General features: G+C 68.6%; 18 protein-coding genes, 1 tRNA gene and 1 pseudogene. 14 read left to right on the plus strand and 6 right to left on the minus strand.

The window, feature by feature from the left end:
* On the minus strand, window positions 1-910 hold a 910-nt coding region (locus tag V7050_RS05775), incomplete at its 3' end, for a recombinase family protein (protein ID WP_324365227.1).
* A gap of 321 nt (window positions 911-1,231) precedes the next feature.
* Between V7050_RS05775 and V7050_RS05780 the strand changes: the two genes are divergently transcribed.
* The 7 genes and pseudogenes from V7050_RS05780 to V7050_RS21005 form a co-directional block, all read left to right on the plus strand.
* Window positions 1,232-1,555, plus strand: coding sequence for an XRE family transcriptional regulator (locus tag V7050_RS05780; RefSeq protein WP_324365228.1), 324 nt, complete (start codon window positions 1,232-1,234; stop codon window positions 1,553-1,555).
* Between the two features lie 82 nt (window positions 1,556-1,637).
* Complete coding sequence (locus V7050_RS05785; RefSeq protein ID WP_324365229.1) at window positions 1,638-1,850, plus strand: addiction module antitoxin; 213 nt, start codon at window positions 1,638-1,640, stop codon at window positions 1,848-1,850.
* A gap of 4 nt (window positions 1,851-1,854) precedes the next feature.
* Complete coding sequence (locus V7050_RS05790) at window positions 1,855-2,163, plus strand: type II toxin-antitoxin system RelE/ParE family toxin (protein ID WP_324365230.1); 309 nt, start codon at window positions 1,855-1,857, stop codon at window positions 2,161-2,163.
* Window positions 2,164-2,339: 176 nt separating this feature from the next.
* Window positions 2,340-2,750, plus strand: a complete 411-nt coding sequence (locus V7050_RS05795) for a dodecin family protein (protein ID WP_324365231.1) — start codon at window positions 2,340-2,342, stop codon at window positions 2,748-2,750.
* Window positions 2,743-3,381, plus strand: coding sequence for a hypothetical protein (locus tag V7050_RS05800; protein WP_324365232.1), 639 nt, complete (start codon window positions 2,743-2,745; stop codon window positions 3,379-3,381). The genes V7050_RS05795 and V7050_RS05800 overlap by 8 nt, the downstream gene beginning before the upstream one ends.
* 2 nt (window positions 3,382-3,383) lie before the next feature.
* Window positions 3,384-3,974 (plus strand): DNA polymerase ligase N-terminal domain-containing protein, encoded by a 591-nt coding sequence (locus V7050_RS05805; protein WP_324365233.1) that lies wholly within the window; start codon window positions 3,384-3,386, stop codon window positions 3,972-3,974.
* Window positions 3,971-4,534 (plus strand): annotated as a pseudogene (locus tag V7050_RS21005) (ATP-dependent DNA ligase); the annotation flags it as partial. The gene V7050_RS05805 and the pseudogene V7050_RS21005, both read left to right, overlap by 4 nt.
* 170 nt (window positions 4,535-4,704) lie before the next feature.
* Here V7050_RS21005 and V7050_RS05810 read toward each other — a convergent pair.
* Entirely contained in the window at window positions 4,705-6,948 is a 2,244-nt protein-coding gene (locus V7050_RS05810) for an acyl-CoA dehydrogenase (protein WP_324374535.1), read from the minus strand.
* Window positions 6,949-7,677: 729 nt separating this feature from the next.
* Between V7050_RS05810 and V7050_RS05815 the strand changes: the two genes are divergently transcribed.
* The 7 genes from V7050_RS05815 to V7050_RS05845 all read left to right on the plus strand — a co-directional run bounded on the left by V7050_RS05815 (window position 7,678) and on the right by V7050_RS05845 (window position 17,646).
* Window positions 7,678-9,060 carry an MFS transporter gene (locus tag V7050_RS05815; RefSeq protein ID WP_324365235.1) on the plus strand — a complete coding sequence of 461 codons (1,383 nt, stop codon included), beginning with the start codon at window positions 7,678-7,680 and terminating at the stop codon, window positions 9,058-9,060.
* Window positions 9,061-9,193: 133 nt separating this feature from the next.
* Complete coding sequence (locus V7050_RS05820; protein WP_324410386.1) at window positions 9,194-11,473, plus strand: ATP-binding protein; 2,280 nt, start codon at window positions 9,194-9,196, stop codon at window positions 11,471-11,473.
* Window positions 11,474-11,515: 42 nt separating this feature from the next.
* Complete coding sequence (locus V7050_RS05825; protein ID WP_324365237.1) at window positions 11,516-14,320, plus strand: ATP-binding protein; 2,805 nt, start codon at window positions 11,516-11,518, stop codon at window positions 14,318-14,320.
* A 548-nt stretch (window positions 14,321-14,868) separates the two neighbouring features.
* Window positions 14,869-15,849 (plus strand): alpha/beta fold hydrolase, encoded by a 981-nt coding sequence (locus tag V7050_RS05830; RefSeq protein WP_324365238.1) that lies wholly within the window; start codon window positions 14,869-14,871, stop codon window positions 15,847-15,849.
* Between the two features lie 84 nt (window positions 15,850-15,933).
* Window positions 15,934-16,812: an alpha/beta hydrolase gene (locus V7050_RS05835; RefSeq protein ID WP_324365239.1), complete on the plus strand. Its 879-nt coding sequence runs from the start codon at window positions 15,934-15,936 to the stop codon at window positions 16,810-16,812.
* Between the two features lie 109 nt (window positions 16,813-16,921).
* Window positions 16,922-17,227 carry a UBP-type zinc finger domain-containing protein gene (locus V7050_RS05840; RefSeq protein WP_324374537.1) on the plus strand — a complete coding sequence of 102 codons (306 nt, stop codon included), beginning with the start codon at window positions 16,922-16,924 and terminating at the stop codon, window positions 17,225-17,227.
* A 125-nt stretch (window positions 17,228-17,352) separates the two neighbouring features.
* Window positions 17,353-17,646: a hypothetical protein gene (locus V7050_RS05845; RefSeq protein ID WP_324397938.1), complete on the plus strand. Its 294-nt coding sequence runs from the start codon at window positions 17,353-17,355 to the stop codon at window positions 17,644-17,646.
* Between the two features lie 479 nt (window positions 17,647-18,125).
* Here the strand turns inward: V7050_RS05845 and V7050_RS05850 are convergent.
* The 4 genes from V7050_RS05850 to nusA form a co-directional block, all read right to left on the minus strand.
* Window positions 18,126-18,213, minus strand: a tRNA-Ser gene (locus tag V7050_RS05850).
* A gap of 92 nt (window positions 18,214-18,305) precedes the next feature.
* Complete coding sequence (gene infB / locus V7050_RS05855; RefSeq protein ID WP_324365241.1) at window positions 18,306-20,810, minus strand: translation initiation factor IF-2; 2,505 nt, start codon at window positions 20,808-20,810, stop codon at window positions 18,306-18,308.
* A gap of 5 nt (window positions 20,811-20,815) precedes the next feature.
* Complete coding sequence (locus V7050_RS05860; protein WP_324365242.1) at window positions 20,816-21,478, minus strand: RNA-binding protein; 663 nt, start codon at window positions 21,476-21,478, stop codon at window positions 20,816-20,818.
* An 8-nt stretch (window positions 21,479-21,486) separates the two neighbouring features.
* Window positions 21,487-22,464 (minus strand): transcription termination/antitermination protein NusA (nusA, locus tag V7050_RS05865; protein WP_324410388.1); only part of this gene is annotated, 978 nt, incomplete at its 5' end.

Here is a 22,464-nt window from a genome sequence, read left to right on the forward strand (position 1 = left end):
CGGGATAGGCGCCCTCTGCGCGGATCCACATCTCGCGCGGGTTCACCACGCGGCGCTGCTTCAGCTTGAACGACACTTTGTTGAAGACGTTGTTCCCGATGTATTTTTCGTTGGTCAGCACCTGATGGACCGTCGCCCGGGTCCACGGTCGGTCGAGATCCGTGCGGTGTCCTTCGGCGTTCAGAACCTCCGCGATCTCGCGTTCGGGGCGCCCCTCGTTGACGAACATCTCGTACATGCGCCGGATGATCCGCTGCTCCTCCGCGGGGCCGGGGACCAGGATCACGCGGTCGGTCTGCAGGCTCTTCTGTTCCCCGCGGGACAGCTCGCCCTTCGGCTTGCCATTCTCGTCGATCAGGACGCGTCGCAGCCCGTATCCGGCTGCACCGCCCTGGCGATAGCCAAGCTCCACGAGGCGGCATTGCCCGGCGAAGACCTTCACCGACAGCTCGCGGCTGTACTCGCCCGCCATCACCCGCTTGACGGTCTTCAGGAGGTTCGAGCCGATGCTGCCGTCGTTCTCGAATTGCTCGCCGCAGTAGTGCACCCGGATCCCGGCACGGGAGCAGATGTGCTCGTGGTAGGCACCTTCGTCGGCATCCTGGAACCGGCCCCAGCGGCTGACATCGTAGACGAGGATCGCCTTGAAATCGGCCTGGCCCGACTGGACCTGGGCCATGAGGTTCTGCAGCGCCTCCCGGCCGTCGAGCCGCAGCCCGGAACGCTCTGAATCTTCGAACACGCGCAGGATCTGCAGGCCGCGGGCGGCGGCATAGCTGCGGATGACGTCCAGCTGGTTCTTGGTCGAATACTTCTGGTGATCGGTCGACATCCGGACATAGGCGACGGCGGGCACGTCGGGTTCCGGTACGCTGGCGCCAGGCTCCCGGCTTCCCTCACGCCATTGCATCTGCCCGGCTCCGGTTCAGTTCGCTGAAATGCGGTCTGGACGGGCCGGACCAATGTGAATGCTGCTGTCGCCACTCGACCATGCGAGCGCCGGAATGTCGTTTCCGGAATGCGGCAATTCCTTTCCGCACCGGACGTCCAGGCGGCGCACCTTCCTCGACGATCCGTGCGCACGCTCGAAAGTCTGCCGTGCCGTATCGCAGTGCATATCCGTGACCTTCAAGTGAATGGTCCGCTCCGACAAGCGGCCAAACGGGTCCGCAGCGGGAACTGATGGTTTCTGCCGTTTTCATGGCTCTCCAAAGATTTAGCGGAGAGAAACATGAAGATGCGCGTGAAAATGGGCACAGTTGTGCCGAAGATGGGCACAGTTGTGCACCTGGACGAGATCCCCGGCGACTATCGCGCGGCCGTGGCCATGGCGTTGCATGCGGAGCTCGGATCGAGCCACCGGGCGATCAAATCAGCCATGCGGTGGACGGGCGCCAGCGAGCGGACCGTGAAATATTGGTTCGCGGGCGAGCGGGGGCCGAGCGGCGAGCACCTCGTGTCGCTCGCGCGTCATTCCGATGCCGTGCTGATCGCGCTGCTCGCGCTGGCGGACCGGCTGATCGTGGAGGATGCCGAGGACCGGGAGAGCCGATAGGGGCGGCGTCCCGCGGTATCCGCATCCTTGGATCGTGTTCGTTTTTGGTTGTCTTGAATACGAACCAAGAAGGGAGCGTGCCATGTCTCGCACCACCACCATGACCGTCCGAGTGAGCGGCGCCTACGAGAACGTCAGCGAATACATCCGCGACCTGATCCGTCGCGACAAGGAACGTGCCGAGCGCGAGGCCTTCGATCGGCTGAAGGCCGACCTGAACCGCGTCTTCGCCGCGCCCGACGACAGCTACAAGCCGCTGACCGCCGCAGAGGTGGTCGCCCGCAACCGGAGTTGAGCCCATGGCGATCCGCGTCCACGAGGCAGCCTCGCTGCGTCTCGACGGGATTTGCCGCTACACCCGCGACCGGCGAGGCGAGGCGCAGGCCGAGACATACATCACCGGCCTGTTTGCCGCGTTCGAAGGGATCGAAACACGCAGTGTTGTGGCGAGGCCCGAGCCGGCCGAGTTCGGGGTGGAGGGGCATTTCTTCCGCTACGAGCGCCATTTCCTGCATTGGTGGCGTTTGTCGAACGGCGACGTCGGTATCGTCACCAACCTCTACGAGCGGATGCATCAGATGGACCGATTCAGGCACGACGTTGGTTAGGTTCCTGCGCAAAGGGAAAAACCTTCGCTCAGCCCGAACAGAAGCAGGTCCGCGTGTGGGGGAGGACGATGAATCCCGGCCCCGTCCCCTCCGCCACTTGTCCTCATGAAAGCGTTCTCCCGATCCGACCGCAGTCGGATTTTTCGTTGTTTTCGAGGGTTATGCGGGTGGGTCTGATGACGTCGATCGGCGACGGGAACGAGATCGAGCTCCGCCGCGACCTGTCGGATCGCGAGCGGGAGCTGCTGGCCCGGAGCGGGCTCGTGAACTGGAACCGCGAGCGGCGGGCAGAGGGCGATGAGCGCTCGCATCCCGCGACAGGCACAAGGAACGATCGCTCGGTCCGTTCGTTGGTGGAGACACCGCAACCAACGGAGGATTTCATGACCGTCGCACGCACAACCGAGATCACGGCGATGTCCCCGAGCAGCTTCGACGACGCGATCCGCGAAGGGCTGGAGCGCGCCAAGAAGACCCTTCACAACCTGAAATCCAGTTGGATCAAGGACCAGGAAGTGCTGCTCGTCGACGGCAAGCCGGACCAGTACAAGGTGACGATGAAGGTGACCTTCGTTCTCGATGGATGAGCGGCTCGCGGTCTCCGGGCGCGACGGCGTGGCCGAGCGCCTGGCTCCCGCTCCGCGCTACGAGTTCCGGACCTTCGGCAGTGACCTCTCCGGCACCTTCGCCCGGTTCCGGTCGCTCGGGGAGGAATGCGGCTCGGACGAGCGGGACGACGTCTATTTCATCGAGCGGCGGCGCGTCGAGGCCGGGCTGAAGCTGCGCGGCGACCTGCTCGACCTGAAGCTCCTCACGCGGACGAATGGCGAGCTCGAGCTTTGGGTGGCGGTCGACGCGGCGGAGCTGCCGATGAGCGGCCAGGAGATCTCCCAGCGCTTCTTGGCGCCGGCCGGGATGGCGCGTTTCGTCGAGGCGCGGTGCATCTACGATCAGGCGGCGCTGCTGACGGCGGCGCCGCGGCCCGATCTGCGGACCGGCGCGGTGCGCAAGCGGAGGCGGCGCTATGCCTTCGACAAGGCGCTGGGCGAATGCACCGAATTGAGGGTGTCCGGTCAGGGGCCGCTGCAGACCTGCGCCGTCGAGGGAACCGACGCGAGCCGCCTCGCGGCGCTGATCGGAGCCCTGGGGCTGGGCTCGGCCGGCAATGTCAGCTATCCGCGGCGCTTGCATGAAGCCGCGTTCGGCGAGGCGGTCTGAGCATGGCGGAAAAGCACACCGAGAGCTATCGCGGCATGCGGGATTTCTCGCGGACGCCGAAGCCCGAGGGCGGGTCGGGCGGCGCGCGCGGCAAGCCGATCTTCGTCGTCCAGCGGCACGACGCCTCGACCGAGCACTACGATTTCCGCATCGAGGTCGACGGTACGATGAAATCCTGGGCGGTGCCGAAGGGGCCGTCCACCGATCCGCGCGACAAGCGGCTGGCGGTGCCGACCGAGGACCATCCGGTCGAGTATGCCGATTTCGAGGGTGTGATCCCGGAGGGGGAATATGGCGCCGGCACGGTGCTGGTCTGGGACCGCGGGTCTTACGAGAACCTGACCAGGGACGAGGATGGCGGAGAGCGCGGCGTGGCCGAGGCGCTGGAGGCCGGGCACGTCGTGCTGCGGCTGCACGGAGAGAAGATCGCGGGTGGCTACGCGCTGCAGCGGATCGGCACCGGCGACGAGACGCGCTGGCTGCTGGTCAAGGTGGACGACGAGGCCGCCGATGCGCGCCGGAACCCGGTCTCCACCGAGCCGGACTCGGTGCTGTCCGGGCGCAGCATCGACGAGATCGGCAAGGACGGATGACGCGCCCGCTCGCCCGCCTGTCCAGGGAGGATCGCGAGCGCGCCAGGCCGGAGGCGTTGCCCGGCTGGCGGGCGCCGGCGCTGGCGACCCTGACCGATGAGGGGTTTTCCGATCCGGGCTGGATTTTCGAGCGCAAGCTCGACGGCGAGCGCGCGGTGGCGGTGGTGGGCGGCGGCCCGGCGCGGATTCTGAGCCGCAACCGCAAGGAGCTCGGCGATACCTACCCGGAGCTGGTCGACGCGCTGCGAGGCCGGGCCCGGTGCAACAGCGTGCTCGACGGCGAGGTCGTGGCCTTCAAGGGTGCCGTCACCAGCTTCGCGCGGCTGCAGGGCCGCATGCAGATCCGCGATCCCGACGAGGCGCGGGCCAGCGGCATCGACGTCTGCTACTACCTCTTCGATCTGCTGCATCTCGCCGGCCGCGACCTGCGCCCGCTGCCACTGCGCCAGCGCAAGGTGCTGCTGAAGGACGCGATCGACTGGGGCGATCCGCTCCGCTTCACCGCCCACCGCAACCGTGACGGCGAGGCGTATTTCCGCGACGCCTGCGAGCGGGGCTGGGAAGGGCTGATCGCCAAGTGCGCCGATGCATCCTATCCGGGCGGGCGCTCGCGGGACTGGCAGCGCCCGCCCGGCCTGAACCGCGAGATCGACCGGCGTGAAGGGCCCGGGCTGGCCGCGGGCCTTGATGAACGGCGTGCGGGCGCCGTCGACGATCCAGACCGGGCGGGTCACGAGACCATCGCCCGGCGGGCCCGCGGCTGCTCGGAGTCACGGGCGAGCGGCGAGAGCTCCTGCGGCGCGAAGTCGTCGACGGCGACGACCTTGGCGACCGCCTCGGCCGCGTCCCGCAGCCGCTCGGCCGCCTCCTCGTTCAGGACGCCGCGCTCCACGGCGTCGTCGATGCCGTCGGCGCGCGCCTCGCGCAGCTTGCGCCGGGCGGGCTCGGTCGCGACGACGGCATCGAAGGCCGCCTCCAGATCGCGGATGCCGCCCTCGGGGCCGCCGCAGTGCACGCCGGCGGTCAGGCGATCGCGAGCCTCCGAGGGCTCGAGCAGCAGCTCGGCGCAGGCGCGGACGCTGTCGTCGTCCGGACCCGGATCGCGCGGGCCGCGGGGCAGGATCGCGACGCGGGCGAGCCAGGCGAGAGGCCGGTTCGGAAGGGCGCGGAGCGTGGCGTCGAGCCGGCGCTCGATCGTGGCAGTGCCCGTCGCCATGCAGCAGGCGACGAGCGGCAGGTCCGCCTCGGGCCGGCCGTCGTCCTCGAAGCGCTTCAGGACCGCGGAGAGCAGATAGAGCTCGGAGAGCACGTCGCCGAGCCGGGCCGAGATCAGCTCGCGCCGCTTGAGCCCGCCGCCGAGGGTCAGCAGCGCGATGTCGGCGACCACCGCGAAGGCGGCGGCATAGCGCGAAAGCCTGAGGTAGTGGCGGCGGAGCACCGGCCCCGACCCCGCCGGCACCGGGCCGAAGCGCGCGCCGCTCCAGGCGCGGAGCCAGGCGGCGAAGAAGGTCCTGAGGCCATGCCCGACATGGCCCCAGAAGGCCCGGTCGAAGGCGTCGAGATCGTCGCGCTCCAGCGCCATCATCTCGTCGAGCAGGTAGGGGTGGCAGCGGATCGCCCCCTGGCCGAAGATGATCAGGTTCTGGGTCAGGATGTTCGCGCCCTCCACCGTGATGCCGACGGGGATGGCGCGGTAGAGGTTGCCGAGGTAGTTGGCCGGCCCGTCGATCACCGTCTTGCCGGCGTGCACGTCCATCGCGTCGTCGACGGCGATGCGCATCCGCCAGGTCGCGTGCGCCTTCACGATGGCGGAGATCACCGCGAGCTTGCGGCCCTCGTCGAGCCCGGCGCAGGTCAGCCGCCGGGCGGCGTCGAGCTGGTAGGCGGTGGCCGCGAGCCGGGCGAGCCGCAGCTGCACCCCCTCGAACTTGCCAATCGGCACGCCGAACTGCTCGCGGACGCGCGCGTAGGCGCCGGTGGTCCGGGCCGAGAGCGCCGCCGCGGCGGCGGAGAGCGAGGGCAGCGAGATGCCGCGCCCTGCGGCGAGCGCGCTCATCAGCATCTTCCAGCCCTGCCCGATGCAGTCGCGGCCGCCGAGCACGGCGTCGAGCGGCAGAAAGACGTCGTGGCCGCGGTTCGGCCCGTTCTGGAACGCCTGCATGCAGGGCAGGTGCCGGCGGCCGATCTCGACGCCCGGCGTGTCAGTCGGCACGAGCGCCACGGTGATGCCGAGCTCCTCCTCTCCTCCGAGCAGCCGGTCGGGATCGCGCATCTTGAAGGCGAGACCGAGCACCGTCGCGACCGGCCCGAGCGTGATGTAGCGCTTGTGCCAGTTGAGCCGCATGCCCAAGGTTCCGTCGTCGCCGCGGCAGACGATCCCCTCGTCGGTCATCGCCGCGGCGTCGGAGCCGGCCTCGGGGCTCGTGAGCCCGAAAGCCGGGATCTCGCGGCCGCCGGCGAGCCGGGGCAGCCAGTGCGCCTTCTGCTCCTCGGTGCCGTATTGCAGCAGCAGCTCACCTGGCCCCAGTGAGTTTGGGACCATGACGGTGACGGCGGCGGTCACGCTCCGCGTCGAGATGCGACGTATCACTTCTGACTGGGCATAGGCCGAGAACCCGAGGCCGCCATGCTCTTCGGGGATGATCATGCCGAAGAAGCGGTGCTCGCCGAGGAACGCCCACACCTCGGGCGGCAGGTCGCGCCACTTCCAGGTGATGCGCCAGTCGTCGAGCATGTCGCAGAGCTCGGCGCAGGGGCCCTCGAGGAACGCCTGCTCGCGCTCGGTCAGCTCGGGCTTGGCCGTCTCGAGCAGCATCTCCCATTTCGGCGAGCCGGTGAAGAGCGCGGCGTCCCACCAGACGTCGCCGGCCTCGAGCGCCGCACGCTCCGTTTCCGAGAGTTGTGGAAGCGCACCGCGGGCCCAGCGGAAGATTCCGCCGCTAAGGTATCTCTTGCGAAGGCCAGTCTCGGTCATTGTGCTCCCTCGACTGGCTGCATTCTCCGGCCATGTTGATCGCACGCCATATTGCTAGTCGAACGCCGGACGGGCCCCGAAGTTCCCGTGAGATCCAATGGGGGCGGGGAATTGGCATCGACAATCTACCCTACTAAGAGGCCAGCAACAGCGATGTGCCTGATTCCGAACCGGTGAAGTCCCAGGCTTGCCGGAAAATCTTGGAGGGGTGCATCCTCGCTGAAACCCGAGTGGACCGCGCCGGTTGCCGGCGGCGCAAGCAAGGTGGCACCCCATGTCGCAGAGAATACCGGCGTCGATGCGTTCCCGCCAATCCTTTTCCGTCCCGATCGCGGGTCGCCTTTCGTCGCCGGACGGGCTGGCCTAGCTGGTGCTGGCGGCCCGGGGCCACAGCGCCACCGGCACCAGGGCGCTCCCGCACCTGATGGCCGGCTCCAAGGAAGCCGCGGAGACCGCCGGCGCCCGAAGATCATCCCCGACGCCCGTTCCAGCGCGGAGCGCGCCCGCCGATCTATCCAGAAAAGCTCGGACTTGGCCATGTCGTCCAGTTCAACCATGCCAATTCTTCCGATCTGGATGCGGTGCCGTGCAGGTTCTGGCGGGCAACAAGTTGACTGGACGCCCCCCCTCATCGTCAGTCTCCGGGCACTCGAATTTACAACGATTCACACCAGCGTTTCGGTGATTGTGCCAGGCTGGCCAAGCTAGCTCTTGGAGAGGGGCTCTTGAATGTCTGATATCAGTGATGACCGACCCAGAGGATTTAGCCTTGATCTGGCGGTACGCGCGCCGGCTGGGTCGGTCGCCGCCGACATGGACCGTCTGGCGCTGACCTGGCTGCACATTGCCGTCGCGGTGGTGGCGGGTCTGGGCTTTGCCTTCGATCTGGTCGAGATCGCGCTCGGCAATGTCCTCTCCGCGGTGTTCAACGCTCCGCCCTATTCTGTCACGCCCGCGCAATTGTCCTGGCTGCTCTCGGCGATGTACATCGGTGCGATCCCCGGCGCGCTGATCGCCGGCTTGATGGCGGACCGCTATGGCCGACGGCGTGTTCTGGTCGCGGTGCTCTTGGTGCTCTGCGTCACCTCGATTGCCGCCGCCGGAAGCCCGGACATCGGGAGCCTGATTCTCTGGCGGATCGTCTCGGGTCTGGCCCTGGGGGCCTATCCGCCGCTGATGATGTCGTTCATCGCGGATGTCATGCCGCCCAAACGTCGCGGCACCGTGACCATGGTCATTGTGGGCATCGCGAGCCTCGGGCCGGTCGCGATGATCTTCGGCGTGCGAGCGCTGGCAGACGTACAGCCGCTCGGCCTGGAGGGCTGGAGATGGGCCTTCATCGCCGGGGCGGTCGGCGCACTGATCGTGGCCGGGCTGTTCCAGCTGATTCCGGAATCGCCGCGATGGCTGGCCGTGCGCGGTCACCACGCGGAGGCGCAGGCCGCCTTGGCCCGATTCGAGCGGTCGGCGATCGCCGTGCCCAACCCGGCCAGTGCCGCACTGGAGGCGGCCGAGGCTGCACCGCCCGACGCCGGGAGCTACCGGCCGCCGGTAGCCCGTTTCGCGATTGTCGGCGCCATCTACTTCGTCACGCCCTGGGCCACGGTGGCCTTCCCGGTACTGATGGGCGCGGTGCTGATCGAGAAGGGCTTGTCGCTCTCCGATAGCCTTTTCTATGTCGGCATCTCGATGTTCGGCCCCGCAATCGGCGCGGTCATGAGCTCGACATTCGTCGATCGGATCAAGCGGCGCACGGCACTCATGTCCTTCGCCACCGGCATGATCATCGCCGCCACGGTCTTCGCGGCAACCATGAACCCGCTTTGGCTGATGGCCGCGGGCGTTTCGTTCCAGCTCTTCACGCTGCTATACGTGCCGACCATGACGATTTATGCGGCCGAGCTCTTCCCGACGCCCTGGCGCGCCCGAACCTCGACCGCGGCCTGGTCGCTGAATCGACTGGCCTCGGCCATCGCCCCGCTTGTGCTCGTACCCCTTTTGAAGTTCTACGGGATCTGGCCGATGTTCGGCCTTATCATCGGAACGCTCGTCGTCGGCATCGTGTTGGTCGCGATGGCGCCCGAGGGCAGGGCCGGGCGCGCCGTCAGCTAGCCAGGCACTCAAGATCCAAGTCGGTCAGCGGCGCCGTTCGGCGCCGTTGCCCGTGCAACGAGGTGGGACCAAGGCAATGGACCCCGTTCGCCCGGTTGTCTCGGCCTCTTCGCTGCCGGAGGGCGGTCTGCCGGTGCGGCTCACGCCGATTTTCGGGCGCTCGGCGGATATCCGGGCAATCGACACCATGCTCGACACCACGCGGCTGGTCACCGTCGTTGGTCCCGGCGGCATCGGCAAGAGCACCGTCGCGCTCGCCGCCGCGGGCCTCCGCTGCTCGCGGACCGCTGTTGGCGCGCGCTTCGTCGACCTCGCCCATTGCCGCTACGACGGCGACGTGGTTCCCTACTTCGCCGGCACACTGAACCTCCCCTGCGCCCGCGAGACCGGGAGCGCCGAGATCGCCGCCGCGTTGGCGAGGAAGTCGCTGGTCCTGGTGCTCGACAACTGCGAGATGGTCATCGACGCCGTCGCGGAGCTCGCCGACCGTATCGCTGGCGCGGCGCCGGGCGTCCGCGTTATCGCCACCAGCCGTGAGCCGTTGCGCGTCCCCGGCGAACGCATCGTCCGCCTGCCAGGGCTCGCGATCCCGCAGGCGGTAGGCCCCGATGCGGCGCCGGCACGGACGGCGCCCGCCCTGGCGCTTCTTGCCGACCGGGCCTGCGCAGTAGATGCCGGGTTCCGGCTTTCCGACGACGACTTGCCCGGGGCAATCCGCCTCTGCCGGCAGCTCGACGGCATCCCGCTGGCGATCGAACTGGCGGCGGCCCGGCTCGACACCATTGGCATTGACGAGATGGTCGAGCGGCTGGATGCCGACCACGGCCTTCTGTCAGGCGGATTGCGGACCGCGATGCCCCGGCACAAGACGCTCGAGGCGACACTCGACTGGAGCTTCGCGATTCTGAGCGAGCTTGAAAGGACCGTGCTGCAGTCGCTCTCGGTCTTCCGCGCGACCTTCTCACTCGAAGCGGCGCTGTCCGTGGCGACCACCGAGGGCGAGCCCACGGCCCCCATCGCACGCTGCGTGGGCGATCTGGTGACGAAGTCGATGATCGTGGTGCAGGCGCAACGCGACGGCCGGCGCTACCGCATGCTGGAGACGACACGGCAATACGCAGGCAGGCGGCTCGAGAAGCAAGGCGACCGGGACGCCGTCCGCCGGCGGCACGCCCAGACCTGCCTGAACCTGTTGGGCGGCGCGCGCGACGAACTTCTGAGACTGCGGCGCGACCTATGGATGGACCGCTACGGAACGCTGGTCGCGGATGTGCAGAGCGCCATCGAATGGGCCTTTTCGCCCGCGGGCGACCGCTATCTCGGGTCGTGGCTGGTGATCGGTGCGGCCCCCCTTGGCGAGCAACTGGTGCTGTCGCGGGACTATTTCGGGCGGCTTGAGGAAGTGGTCGAGGCGGGAAGCGGCACGGCAGGGGACGCCGGGCCCGAGATCAGCAAGCTGGGACTTCCCCTGGCGCATGTCCATATCCAGCTGCAAGGCGACCTGCGCCTCGGCCAGGCGACCGTGAAACGGATGGCCGAAGGCCAGGACCGCAGCCCCGAGGTCGTCGCCGCCGAATTCGGCGCGGCGCTTCTGTCGGGGCAATATCCGGATGCCTTGCGCCTCGCGGGCGAGATCGTCGAGATCGGCCGCCGGATGGACGATGCTTCGGTGCAGATGCTGGCGAGCCGATGCGCCGCGCAGGCGCATTTCTACCTCGGCAATATCGACGACGCCGCGCAACAGGCGCAGCGCGTGCTGGACAGTCCCTTCGAGTACCTGCCGCATTCCATGAACAACCATAGGATCACGATGCGCGTGGTGCTTGGCTCCTGCTCGGCCTTACGGGCGGACTTTCGCCAGGCCTTCGATTTCCTCGAGGAAGCGATCCGGCTGGGCCGCCGCGACAACCCGCTGACGCTGAGCGTCGCGATGACGCTCGGCGCGATCCCGGCGGCGATCTGGGCAGGCGACGAGGCGCGGGCGCGGGACTGGCTCGACGAGGCGCGCAAAGTGGCCGAGCAAAGCGGGGCGGCGTTCTGGTCATTGTCGGTCGAGCAGCTCGCCCGCGGCGTCGCCGCCATCCGCGGCGAGGTCGTCGAGAGGCCCGAAGACGCCCATCTGGAGGATAAGATCGGGCATAGCGTACTCGACATGCTCCCCACCTTCTCGCGGCAGCTCTTCAGCCAGCGCGCCGAGGACCGCGTCCGCAAGGGGCTGGTCGCCTGGAACGCGGCGGAGGTGCAGCGGGTCGCGGTGGTACGTCGCCGGCCGCGGTCCTGCGCCGACGCCCGGGCGCGGCTCATCGACGCCGCGGAGGTCGCCAGACGGCAGGGCAGCCTGCTTTGGCTCGACCGGATCGAACGGACGCTCATAGAGCTTGCCAGCGCGCCAGGGACCGACCTAACACTTTAGCTGGACCACGGTTCATGAACTCGTCCTCGGGTGGAGCAACGGGTGGAGGATTCCGGCAACCGCACACCTGACAGCACGGAAAGCGGGTGGTCGGCCATTTCGCTGGGCCAGTCGGTTGTGTCGTTCGGTCCATTCGAGTTTTCCGGGGCCCGGCACCGACTTCTGATGAACGGCACACCCGTTCGGCTGGGCAGCCGAGCGGCCGCGATACTGTCGGCGCTGGTCAGCCGGCCGGGCGAGCTGGTCAGCAAGGACGCACTTCTGGCAAGCGCCTGGCCCTCGACCCATGTCGAGGAAGGCAATCTGCGGGTGCAGATCGCGGCGCTGCGCCGGACGCTCGGCGACGATAGCGGTCTGCCGAAGTACATCGTCAACGAGCCGGGCCGCGGCTATCGCTTTGTCGCCTCGGTGCTCCAGGTCGCGCCAGGGCCCGCGACCGAAGCTTTGGCGCCTTCAGCGCCCCTTCGTGAGAACCTTCCCGCGCAGAACTCGAACCTATTGGGGCGCGAATACGACATCGTGGCGCTGGCGGCTCTGCTCGACCAGTCGCGGCTGGTGACGGTGGCCGGCGCCGGCGGGATCGGCAAGACGACCGTCGCGCTGGCGCTGGCGCACCAGATCAAGCACCAGTTCCAGGGCGCAGCGTTCTTCGTCGACCTCGCCGCCGTGTCCGAGGCCGCGTTCGTGCCGTTTGCCGTCGCCAGTGCGGCCCGGATTGCGATCGACACCCAGAAGCCTGTGGAGAGCCTCGCCAGTGGGCTGCGGTCAGACGCCGCGCTGCTGATCTTCGACAATTGCGAACACCTGATCGACACGGCCGCCACCGTGGCCGAGGCGCTGCTGACCTCGGCCCTCGGCATCCGCATCATCGCCACCAGCCACGAACCGCTGCGCGCGCAGGGCGAACGGGTCTACCGGCTCATGCCGTTCGATCTGCCGAAGGGGTGTGAGGACCTGAGCCTCGAAGAGGCGGTGCGCCTTCCCGCGATCAAGCTGTTCGCCCAGCAGATGATGGCCGCCGACGATACCTGCATTCTGGGCGACATGGACGTGCCCTTCATCGTCGACATCTGCCGTCGCCTGGACGGTCTGCCTCTGGCCATCGAGATAGCCGCCTCGCGCGCCGGCGCGCTTGGCATCGCCGAGCTGTCCGAGCGGCTGGACGACAGGTTCGGGCTGCTCACGACCGGCCGGCGCACGGCTGCGCCGCGCCACCAGACGCTGCGCAACGTGCTCGACTGGTCCCACGACAACCTGGGCGCGCGCGACCGGGTCGTGCTGCGCCGGCTCGCCGTCTTCGGGCGCCAGTTCTCGCTCGACGCCGCCACGATGGTTGCGAGCGACGAGCGCCTGACCCCGGCGGCGGTGACCGAAGGGGTCTCGAGCCTCGTTCGGAAATCCCTCCTGATGCCCAGCCTCGCCGATGGCCGGTCGACCTTCCGGCTGCTCGACAGCACGCGGATCTACGCCTCGGAGCGGCTCGAGGCGGCGGGCGAAGTCCTGCGGGTGCGGCAGCTTCACGTGCATTATCTTTGCGACGTGCTGCGACATGCCGAGGCCGACTGGCAGTTCACGCCGGTACAGGCCTGGGTCAGGACCTACAGCCGCCACCTCGACGACATCAGGACCGCGCTGTCTTGGTCCTTCGGCCCGAAGGGCGACGACGAAGCCGGCGTGGTCCTGACGAGCCTTGCTCTGCCGCTGGCCAGCCTGCTCGGTCTTCACGACGAGTTCCGCGAACGCTTGGTCGTGGCAAGGGAGCGCGCCGCTGCGCTGGAGTCGCCCCAGTTGGTCGCCGAGTTGCGCCTTCACGTGGCGGCGAACACCCTCGGCTACAACGTCGGACAACCCGTGGATCAGGCCTTGGCGCGGGCGGTCGAACTGGCCGAGCTGACCGGAAAGGACCGGCACCGGGTCGAACCCCTGGTACAGCTCGCGTCCGCACATATCGCACAGGGCCAGTCCGCGCGCGCTGCCGAACTGGGTCAGCGTGCGCTTGACTGCGCGCGCGGTTCGGGAGACCCGCTGGCGGTGCTTTCGGCCAGCCGGGCGATGGCGCAGGCGGCGCATTACGCCGGCGAGCACGCCGAGGCGATGGAACTCGCCCGGGCGGTCATTCGCCACCCGGCGGTGAACATCCCCTACACCTACGGCTTCATGCACAGCGACCGGCACGTCACGATGCGGTGGGTGCTGGTCCGCGCGCTGTGGATGACGGGCCGCGGGGACGAGGCGGTGCGGGTCGCTGACGAGGGGATCGCGATCGCCGAGGTAAGCGGCGCGGTCGGGCTCGCGCAAATTCTCGGCATGGCGGTGATCCCGATGTATCTCTGGCGCGGCGACCACGACGCCGCGCGCGCCTTGACCGACCGGCTGCGCGACCATTCCGAACGCTTCGCCTTCAAGTACTGGGAGGACTGGTGCGCGATTTTCGATGACGCGCTCGCCTGGCTGGCCGAGGAGCGCGCTCCGTCCGCCGTGGCCGGCAGGCTCGAGATGCAGACACTCTCGACCATCGTCGGTCTCGCCGTGCCGCTGCCCGAGATCTCCGGCACGCAGGACTGGTCCGCGCCCGAACTGATCCGGCTGCGCGGCGAACGGCTGCTGACCGCGGGCGAGACCGCGGCCGGCGAGGCCGACATCGCCGCCGCCATCGACCTCGCCCGTCGGCAGGGCGCGCTGGCTTGGGAGTTGCGCGGCACGGCAAGCCTTGCCCGGTACTGGCGGGATGGCCCGCGCCGGGCCGAGGGCGCCGAGCGGCTGGCCGCCGTTCTGGAGCGCCTGACCGCATCGGACGGCGATCGCGACCAGGCCGAGGCCCGCGCGCTTCTCGGCCGCCTGCGCTAGGACCTGGCCTTCAACGCCATCAGTTCGGCAGTGTCGTGGCTGCAGGAGATTCGCACTCCCGCGCTAGGATCGCGCCGGAGCTCGCGCAGGCGGGCAAAGAGTGCTGCAAATCACGTGGTGGACCCGCAACTCAGCCCCTTGCGCCGGAACGCGGGCCGGTGACGAAGGCCCACAGGCCGGAATTGACGCGGTCCTTCTGGGTTTTGCACAACCCGTGGTCGCCCCGCAGGTGGATCGCCAGGAGGCTGTCGCGCAGAATCCGCGCGGCAACCCCGCCGCGCTCTGGGCGCGCAGGTTCGTGGAAAGGCCCAGCCCGGGCTTTTCGTCGGTTCGACCGTCCATCGCCGTGATCTCCGATTGGCGCCCGATCGAACTATCCGCGACCCTACGACCTGCGATGAGTCAATCAGTGTGAATCTGCGTTATGCCCGACCGCCCACCAGCTGTCGCACCGGGAGCATCGCTTTTCATCATTTTACACAGCTTAACTGTCTCGACGCCCCGATGGCCGTCATCCTTTGCGCACCAAGACGGCAAGGAGCCAAGAGATGACCGAAGCTCTCTCACAAGACGAGAGGCCGAGCTTGGGCCGGCGAGTCACGATGCTCGCGGGAAGCCTGGGCCTGGCGGCGATGAGGGTGCCGACCATCGCTGACGCCCGGACCGCCAGGGCACCCGATGAACAGGAGAATCTCAGCATGACCACGTTCACCACCTCGGACGGCACCGGCATCTTCTTCAAGGACTGGGGTCCGCGCGACGCCCAGACCATCGTTTTCCACCACGGCTGGCCGCTCAGCGCCGACGATTGGGACGGGCAGATGATGTTCTTTCTCGACCTTGGCTACCGCGTGATCGCTCACGATCGGCGCGGTCACGGCCGATCGACGCAGACCTGGACCGGCAACGAGATGGACACCTACGCCCGCGACCTGATCGAGCTGGCGGCGGCACTGGACCTGCGCGACGCGATCCACGTCGGCCATTCGACCGGCGGTGGAGAGGTGGCGCGCTACGTTGCCCGGTCCGAGCCCGGCCGCGTCGCCAAGGCGGTGCTGATCGGGGCAGTGCCGCCGGTCATGGTCCGAAGCGACAAGAATCCCGGCGGGTTGCCGATCGAGATCTTCGACGGTTTCCGCGCGGCGCTGGTGGCCAACCGTGCGCAGTTCTACCTCGATGTCCCGTCCGGGCCGTTCTACGGCTACAACCGCCCCGGCGCCGTACCCAGCACCGGCGTCATCGAGAACTGGTGGCGTCAGGGCATGGCCGGCGGCGCAAAGGCACAATACGACTGCATCAAGGCCTTCTCGGAAACCGACTTCACCGAAGACCTGAAGGCAATCGAGGTCCCGACGCTGGTAATGCACGGCGACGACGACCAGATCGTGCCCTACGCCGACTCGGCGCCGCTGTCGGCCGACCTGCTGAAGAACGGCACGTTGAAGACCTACGCCGGCTTTGACCACGGCATGTGCACGACCCGGCCCGAAGTCCTGAACGCCGACCTACTGGCCTTCGTCCGCGCCTAATACCGACGACCCTTCCGCAGCCCTGCCGTCCCGCGGCGGAGGGGATCCATCCGACGGCACAAATCTCAGCACGGAGTAGGCAAGATGAAAGAGGAAGATTTCACGAGTTCCGGAAACATGCGCATCCACATGCGATCCTGGCTGCCCGAGGCCCCGCGCGCCGTCGTCGTGATCTGCCACGGCGTCAACTCGCACTCGGGCCAGCACGCCTGGACCGCGGAACAGTTCTCCGGCCGCGGGATCGCCGCCTATGCCGTCGATCTGCGCGGCCGCGGCCTATCGGACGGCGAACGGTTCTATGTCGAGAACGTGTCCGACTACGTCGACGACCTGCTCGGCCTCGTGCGGATCGCCCGCAGCCGCCACCCCGGGCTGCCGTTGTTCCTGCTCGGCCACAGCGCTGGAGGCGTCGTCTCCTGTACGCTGGCGCTCGACCACCAGGACGAGATCGACGGGCTGATCTGCGAAAGCTTCGCCTTCCAGGTGCCAGCGCCGGGCTTCGCGCTCGCCGCGATCAAGGGCCTTTCGCACATTGCGCCTCGCCTGGGCGTGCTGTCGCTGAAGATGAAGGACTTCACCCGCGACCCGGTGGCGCTGGCGAGGCTCGAGGCCGACCAGCTGACCAAGAACGAGAGCCAGCCCGCGGCCACCGTCGCGGCACTGGTGCGAGCGGACGAGCGGCTGCACGACAACTTCGACAAGATCACCCTGCCCGTCCTGATCCTGCACGGCACGGAGGACAAGGCCACGGTGTGTCATGGAAGCGAGTTCTTCCACGCGCAGGCCGGATCGGAGGACAAGACCCTCAAGATCTACGAGGGCCATTTCCATGACCTCTTGAACGACATCGGGAAAGAGGTGGTGTTCGCCGACATCATGGGCTGGCTCGAGGCCCGCCTGCCAGCCTTCGGCAGCCAGCGCGAGGGACGCCCGACGGAAGCGGTCGCCGGTCCCGCCAGCTGAGTGCGGAGCCGCGAAGGCGCGGGAGCCGGCCGGCCGCACGTTCCGGACTTGCGGCGGGCCGGCATCCCGCGCCACAGGACCGCTGCCGATGCCCGTGGAGGGGGCACCCATGGCCTGCACGCACCGCGATCAGATCCGCCTGCCGATCCCGTCCGAACGCGACAAGGCGGGCGCTGTCTGCCCGGATTGCATGGCGATCGGATCCTGGTGGGTCCACCTGCGGATCTGCCTGACCTGCGGCCACGTCGGCTGCTGCGACGATTCCCCGAATCGCCACGCCCGCGCGCACTGGCACGCCTCCGGCCACCCGGTGGTCTCCTCACTGGAACCGCGCGAGATCTGGGTCTGGTGCTTCGTGGATGACGTATTTCTGCGCGGGGTGGAAAGGGCGCAGGATGGAAACGATCGGATCTGACCTCAGCCAGATGCGGCGCATGCCGATCGTCGCGGCGCTGTGGGCTGCCTGAGCGGCGATCACCCTTCGGCAGGGCCAGAGGGTCGCCGAGTTCGGCCAGCCGCCGGACGAGTTGCCCTACCTGCTTGACGGCGGGATCGTGTTCCTCGACCTCCCCCTCGGGGGATCGCCTGCTGCGGGGCACGCTCGGCCCGGCCCAGTGCTCGGACGAGATGGCCCTCCTGACCGGCGGAACGAACGCGCTGCACGCCCGCGCCGCCTCATGCGTCAGGGCGCCGAGGGTCGATCGCGTGACGCTCCCGCGCCTCACGGCGGACCTGCCGGAGGTCTCCGACATCGCCATAACCGTCTTCGCCGCCCGTCGTCGCCGGCCGATCGAACAGGACGCGGCCGGTCTCCTACGACCGCCGGCCGATTGAGTCGCCGCGGAGGGGATTTCCTCGGGCGATCGGGAGACTTGGATTTCTGCCCAACGACAGCGCGACGGGCCTGAGCGATGCAGGTCGAGGGTCATATGGGCGTGGCGGAGCTTCGTTCGGGATGGCGCCGGAGCAAGGATGCGAGGTTTGCGCGACCCTACCAGGTGACCGGTTGCTGGCGGATGGCGATCCGAATGTCCCGCGCACCAGGTCCAATGCCTGCGCCACGACCTTGACTCACCGCAAGACGCCAGGTGCTTGGAGCGGCGCCTGCCACCAGACTTGTCGCAGCCTCTTTCTTGCATGCCTGCCCCGGGCCCCCTCGAGGCGAAGCTGGCAGGGGCGGGCAGATCGAGCAACCGAGCAGGCTATCGTGCGTAGATGCCCCGTGACCACCGCATGGTGGCGGGTTATTCGGTGGGCTTCAAGTGGATCGGTGGAGAGGTGTTTATGGAAGCGAAGTATCGACGGGAAAATACTGGCGGATGAGGTGGGATTCGAACCCACGGAACCTTTCGGTTCGCTGGTTTTCAAGACCAGTGCCTTAAACCACTCGGCCACTCATCCGCATCGGCATCCGGGGCCGCAGCCCCGGCGCGTCCATGGCCCGGCCGGGAGCGATCCGGCCGCTTGCGCCCGCCTCGACAGCGGGCGCGCGATCAGGCCAGCTGGCGCTCCACGGTCTCGGTCTCGAAGATCTCGATCACGTCGCCCTCGCGGATGTCCTCGTAATGCTCGAAGGCCATGCCGCATTCCTGGCCGGCCTGGACCTCGCGGACCTCGTCCTTGAAGCGCTTGAGCGTCTTCAGCTTGCCCTCGTGGATGACGACGTTGTCGCGCAGGAGCCGCACCCCGGCGGAGCGCCGCGCCACGCCCTCGTTGACCTTGCAGCCGGCGACCTTGCCGACCCCGGAGACCTTGAAGACCTGGAGGATCTCGGCATAGCCGATGAACTTCTCCCGGATCTCCGGCGAGAGCAGCCCCGAGGCCGCCGCCTTCACGTCGTCCACCAGATCGTAGATGATCGAGTAATAGCGGATCTCCACGCCCTTCTGGTTGGCGCTCTCGCGTGCCGGCGCATTGGCCCGGACGTTGAAGCCGATGATCGGCGCGTTCGAGGCCTCGGCGAGGCCGACGTCGCTTTCGGTGATCGCCCCCACGCCGGAATGCAGCACCCGCACGCGCACCTCGTCGGTGCCGAGCTTCTCGAGCGCCTGCACGATCGCCTCGGCCGAGCCCTGCACGTCGGATTTCACCACCACCGGCAATTCGCGCAGATCCTTGTCGGCCTTGGCCTTGGCGAGGAGCTGGTCGAGGGTCGTCGCCGATCCGAGCGTCGCGCGCTTGTCCCGCGACAGCCGCTCGCGGTAGCTGGCGATCTCGCGCGCCTTGCTCTCGTTGTCGACGACGTTGAGCACGTCGCCGGCTTCCGGCGTGCCGTTGAGGCCGAGCACCTCCACGGGAACCGATGGCGCCGCTTCCTCGACCCGTTCGCCCTGGTCGTTGATCAGCGCGCGCACCTTGCCCCATTGCTCGCCGACGACGAAGATGTCGCCGCGCCGGAGCGTGCCCTTCTGCACCAGAACCGTGGCGACCGGCCCGCGGCCCACGTCGAGCTTGGCCTCGATCACCGCGCCTTCGGCGAGCCGGTCGGGATTGGCCTTCAGATCGAGCAGCTCCGCCTGCAGCGCGATATTCTCGAGCAGCGTGTCGAGCCCCTTGCCGGTGACCGCCGAGACCTCGACGTCGAGCACCTCGCCGCCCATGCCCTCGACAACGATCTCGTGGCTGAGAAGCTGGGTGCGCACCTTGTTGGGATCGGCGCCGGGCTTGTCGATCTTGTTGATGGCCACGATCATCGGCACGCCCGCCGCCTTGGCATGGCTGATCGCCTCGATGGTCTGGGGCATGACGCTGTCGTCGGCCGCCACCACCAGCACGACGATGTCGGTCACCTGCGCGCCGCGGGCGCGCATGGAGGTGAAGGCCGCATGGCCCGGCGTGTCGAGGAAGGTGATCTTGGCACCGCCCTCGGTCGCCACCTGATAGGCGCCGATATGCTGGGTGATGCCGCCGGCCTCGCCGGAGACGACGTTGGTCTTGCGGATCGCGTCCAGGAGCGAGGTCTTGCCGTGGTCGACATGACCCATGATGGTCACGACCGGCGGACGCGGCTCGAGGTTGCTCCGGTCCTCCTCGGAAGCCTGGACGATCACGTCCTCCACGTCGGATTCGGAGACCCGCACGACCTTGTGGCCGAATTCCTCCACGATCAGCGCGGCCGTGTCGGCGTCGATCGTCTGGTTCTGCGTGGCCATGATGCCGTTCTGCATCAGGGTCTTGACCACGGCCGCGACGCGCTCCGCCATGCGGTTTGCCAGTTCCTGCACGGTGATCGCATCGGGGACCTGCACGTCCCGCACGATCTTCTCGCGCTCGCCGCCCGCGCCCATCATGCGCCGCTTGTCGCGCTCCTGCCTGCGGCGCGTCGCCGCGAGGCTGCGCTGGCGGCCCTCCTCGTTGGTGGCCCGCGCGATGGTCAGCTTGCCCGACCGGCGCCGGTCGTCCTCGCCCTTCAGGCGGGTGCGCTTGTCCTCGACCGGGGCGCGGTCGCCGGTCTTCTTCTGTGCGACCGGCCGTCCGGCCTCGGCGCGGGCCGCCTGCGCCTGGGCGGCCGCCGGGTCGACCGGGGCCGCGTCCGGGGTCCGGGCCGCGGGCTTGGCCTTGGCGACGGCCGAGCTTTCCGCTGCGGCGGCCTCCTCGGCGGCCGCGGCGGCGCGCTGCTCGGCGATCTCGCGCTCGCGGGCCGCGCGCTCGGCGGCATCCTTCTCGGCGCGCAGCCGGCCGAGCTCGGCCTCGCGCGCCTCCGCCGCCTCGCGCTCCTTGGCCTGGCGCTCGGCCTCCTGGGCCTTGGCGGCCTCGACCGCCTTCAGGCGGCGTTCGAATTCCGCATCCGAGAGGTTCTGCCCCATGGTGTTGCGCGCGCTCTGGCCCGCACCGGGGGCGGCGGCGCCGGGCTTGGGCACGACGACGCGCTTGCGCTTGTGTTCCACGGTGACGGATTTGGACCGGCCATGGCTGAAACTCTGCCGCACGTGGCTGGTCTCGGTGCCGCCGCGCGGTCCGAGCGTCTTGCCCTTGCGATCGCTGTCCTTGGTGTCCATCCGTATCAGCCTTTCCCGCGGGAGCCTTCCCCCGCCGCATCCTTCGCAGCCTCGTTCCCGAACGGCTGCCGGTCCACTCCGACCCTGAAACCCTCGAGCCTCAGGGACTCGTCCCTAACCCGGTCTGCAAGACCGCCCGCCAGCACGGCGGCATGTATCACACGATCCCGACCGAACGCCATGCCCAATTCCTGCCCCGAAAGGCAGGTGACGCAGGTGTTTTCGCCCTCGGGCGGCCGCAGCGCCGCCTTCTCCCGCCGCGAGCCGTCCGCGGCCTGCACCAGAAGCGCCGCATCGCCCGCGACCAGCGCCGCCTTGGTCTTCTCCAGCCCGGCAACCGCCTGGCCGGCCTTGCGCGCCAGCGCGAGGAGGTCGATCAACTGACGCGCGAGCATCGCCTCCACCCGCTCGGCCAGATCGGGCGCGACCCGGACCGCCTGCTTCGCTGCGCGGGCAAAATGGCCCTTCGCCGCCGCCTGCCGCAGCACCCCGGCCTCGGCGCTTACCCAGATCCCGCGGCCGGGCAGCCGCCCCGCGAGATCCGGCACCACGTCGGCGTCCGGGCCGATCACGAAGCGGATCAGCCCGGATTTCGGGCCGCTGCTCCGCGTGACCACGCAGCGCCGCTCGGGCTCGTCCCGCACCCTGGCCTTTCCGCCGCGACTCACCGCCTGTCTCAGGCCTCCGGCTGCGGTTCCGCCGCCGAGTCCGCATCGGCCTCCGCGCCTTCGCCCTCGGACTCCACCTCCAGCGCCGAAGGATCGACCCAGCCGAGCAGCACGCGGGCGCTCATCACCAGGTGCTGGGCCTCGGCGAGCGACACGTCGAATTTCTCGAGCAGCCCGGTGTCCTTCACCCGCTTGCCGTCCACGGTGGTATACCCGCCGGCGAGTTCCCAGTCGGCGCAGCGGGCGAATTCCTCGAGCGACAGGATCCCGTCCTCGGCCAGCGCCTGCACCATCTGCGGCGTCAGGCCCTCGAAGGCGACGAGGGCGTCCTCGACGCCGAGCGCGCGGGCGCGTTCCAGCGCCCTGGCGTTCAGCTCCTCGAGGCTCTCGCGGGCACGCGCCTGCAATTCCTCCGCCGTCGTCTCGTCGAAGCCGTCGATGGCGGCGAGCTCGTCGCGGTCGACATAGGCCACTTCCTCGAGCGTCGTGAAGCCCTCGGCCACGAGCAGCTGCGCCACCATCTCGTCGACGTTGAGGCTCTCCATGAAGAGCTGGGTGCGCTCGGCGAATTCCGCCTGCCGCCGCTCGCTCTCCTGCGCCTCGGTCATGATGTCGATGTCCAAGCCGGTGAGCTGGCTGGCCAGCCGCACGTTCTGGCCGCGCCGGCCGATGGCGAGCGACAGCTGCTCGTCGGGCACCACGACCTCGATGCGCTCGCTCTCGTCGTCGAAGACCACCTTGGAGACCTCGGCCGGCTGCAGCGCGTTCACGAGGAAGGTCGCCGGGTCCTGGTTCCACGGGATGATGTCGATCTTCTCGCCCTGCAACTCGCCCACGACAGCTTGGACGCGCGAGCCGCGCATGCCGACGCAGGCGCCGACCGGGTCGATGGAATTGTCGTAGGAGATCACGCCCATCTTCGCGCGGCTGCCGGGATCGCGGGCCACCGCCTTGATCTCGATGACGCCGTCGTAGATCTCGGGAAC

Source organism: Amaricoccus sp. (genome assembly GCF_036846665.1).
In the GTDB taxonomy this organism is placed as follows: domain Bacteria; phylum Pseudomonadota; class Alphaproteobacteria; order Rhodobacterales; family Rhodobacteraceae; genus Amaricoccus.

What these genes read in the sequence shown, in the direction of transcription:
- V7050_RS05780 (WP_324365228.1), top strand. Translation starts at nt 1,232, where the DNA reads ATGAAGATGCGCGTGAAAATGGGCACAGTTGTGCCGAAGATGGGCACA.
- V7050_RS05785 (WP_324365229.1), top strand. Translation starts at nt 1,638, where the DNA reads ATGTCTCGCACCACCACCATGACCGTCCGAGTGAGCGGCGCCTACGAG.
- V7050_RS05790 (WP_324365230.1), top strand. Translation starts at nt 1,855, where the DNA reads ATGGCGATCCGCGTCCACGAGGCAGCCTCGCTGCGTCTCGACGGGATT.
- V7050_RS05795 (WP_324365231.1), top strand. Translation starts at nt 2,340, where the DNA reads ATGACGTCGATCGGCGACGGGAACGAGATCGAGCTCCGCCGCGACCTG.
- V7050_RS05800 (WP_324365232.1), top strand. Translation starts at nt 2,743, where the DNA reads ATGGATGAGCGGCTCGCGGTCTCCGGGCGCGACGGCGTGGCCGAGCGC.
- V7050_RS05805 (WP_324365233.1), top strand. Translation starts at nt 3,384, where the DNA reads ATGGCGGAAAAGCACACCGAGAGCTATCGCGGCATGCGGGATTTCTCG.
- V7050_RS05810 (WP_324374535.1), bottom strand. Translation starts at nt 6,948, where the DNA reads ATGACCGAGACTGGCCTTCGCAAGAGATACCTTAGCGGCGGAATCTTC.
- V7050_RS05815 (WP_324365235.1), top strand. Translation starts at nt 7,678, where the DNA reads ATGTCTGATATCAGTGATGACCGACCCAGAGGATTTAGCCTTGATCTG.
- V7050_RS05830 (WP_324365238.1), top strand. Translation starts at nt 14,869, where the DNA reads ATGACCGAAGCTCTCTCACAAGACGAGAGGCCGAGCTTGGGCCGGCGA.
- V7050_RS05835 (WP_324365239.1), top strand. Translation starts at nt 15,934, where the DNA reads ATGAAAGAGGAAGATTTCACGAGTTCCGGAAACATGCGCATCCACATG.
- V7050_RS05840 (WP_324374537.1), top strand. Translation starts at nt 16,922, where the DNA reads ATGGCCTGCACGCACCGCGATCAGATCCGCCTGCCGATCCCGTCCGAA.
- infB (WP_324365241.1), bottom strand. Translation starts at nt 20,810, where the DNA reads ATGGACACCAAGGACAGCGATCGCAAGGGCAAGACGCTCGGACCGCGC.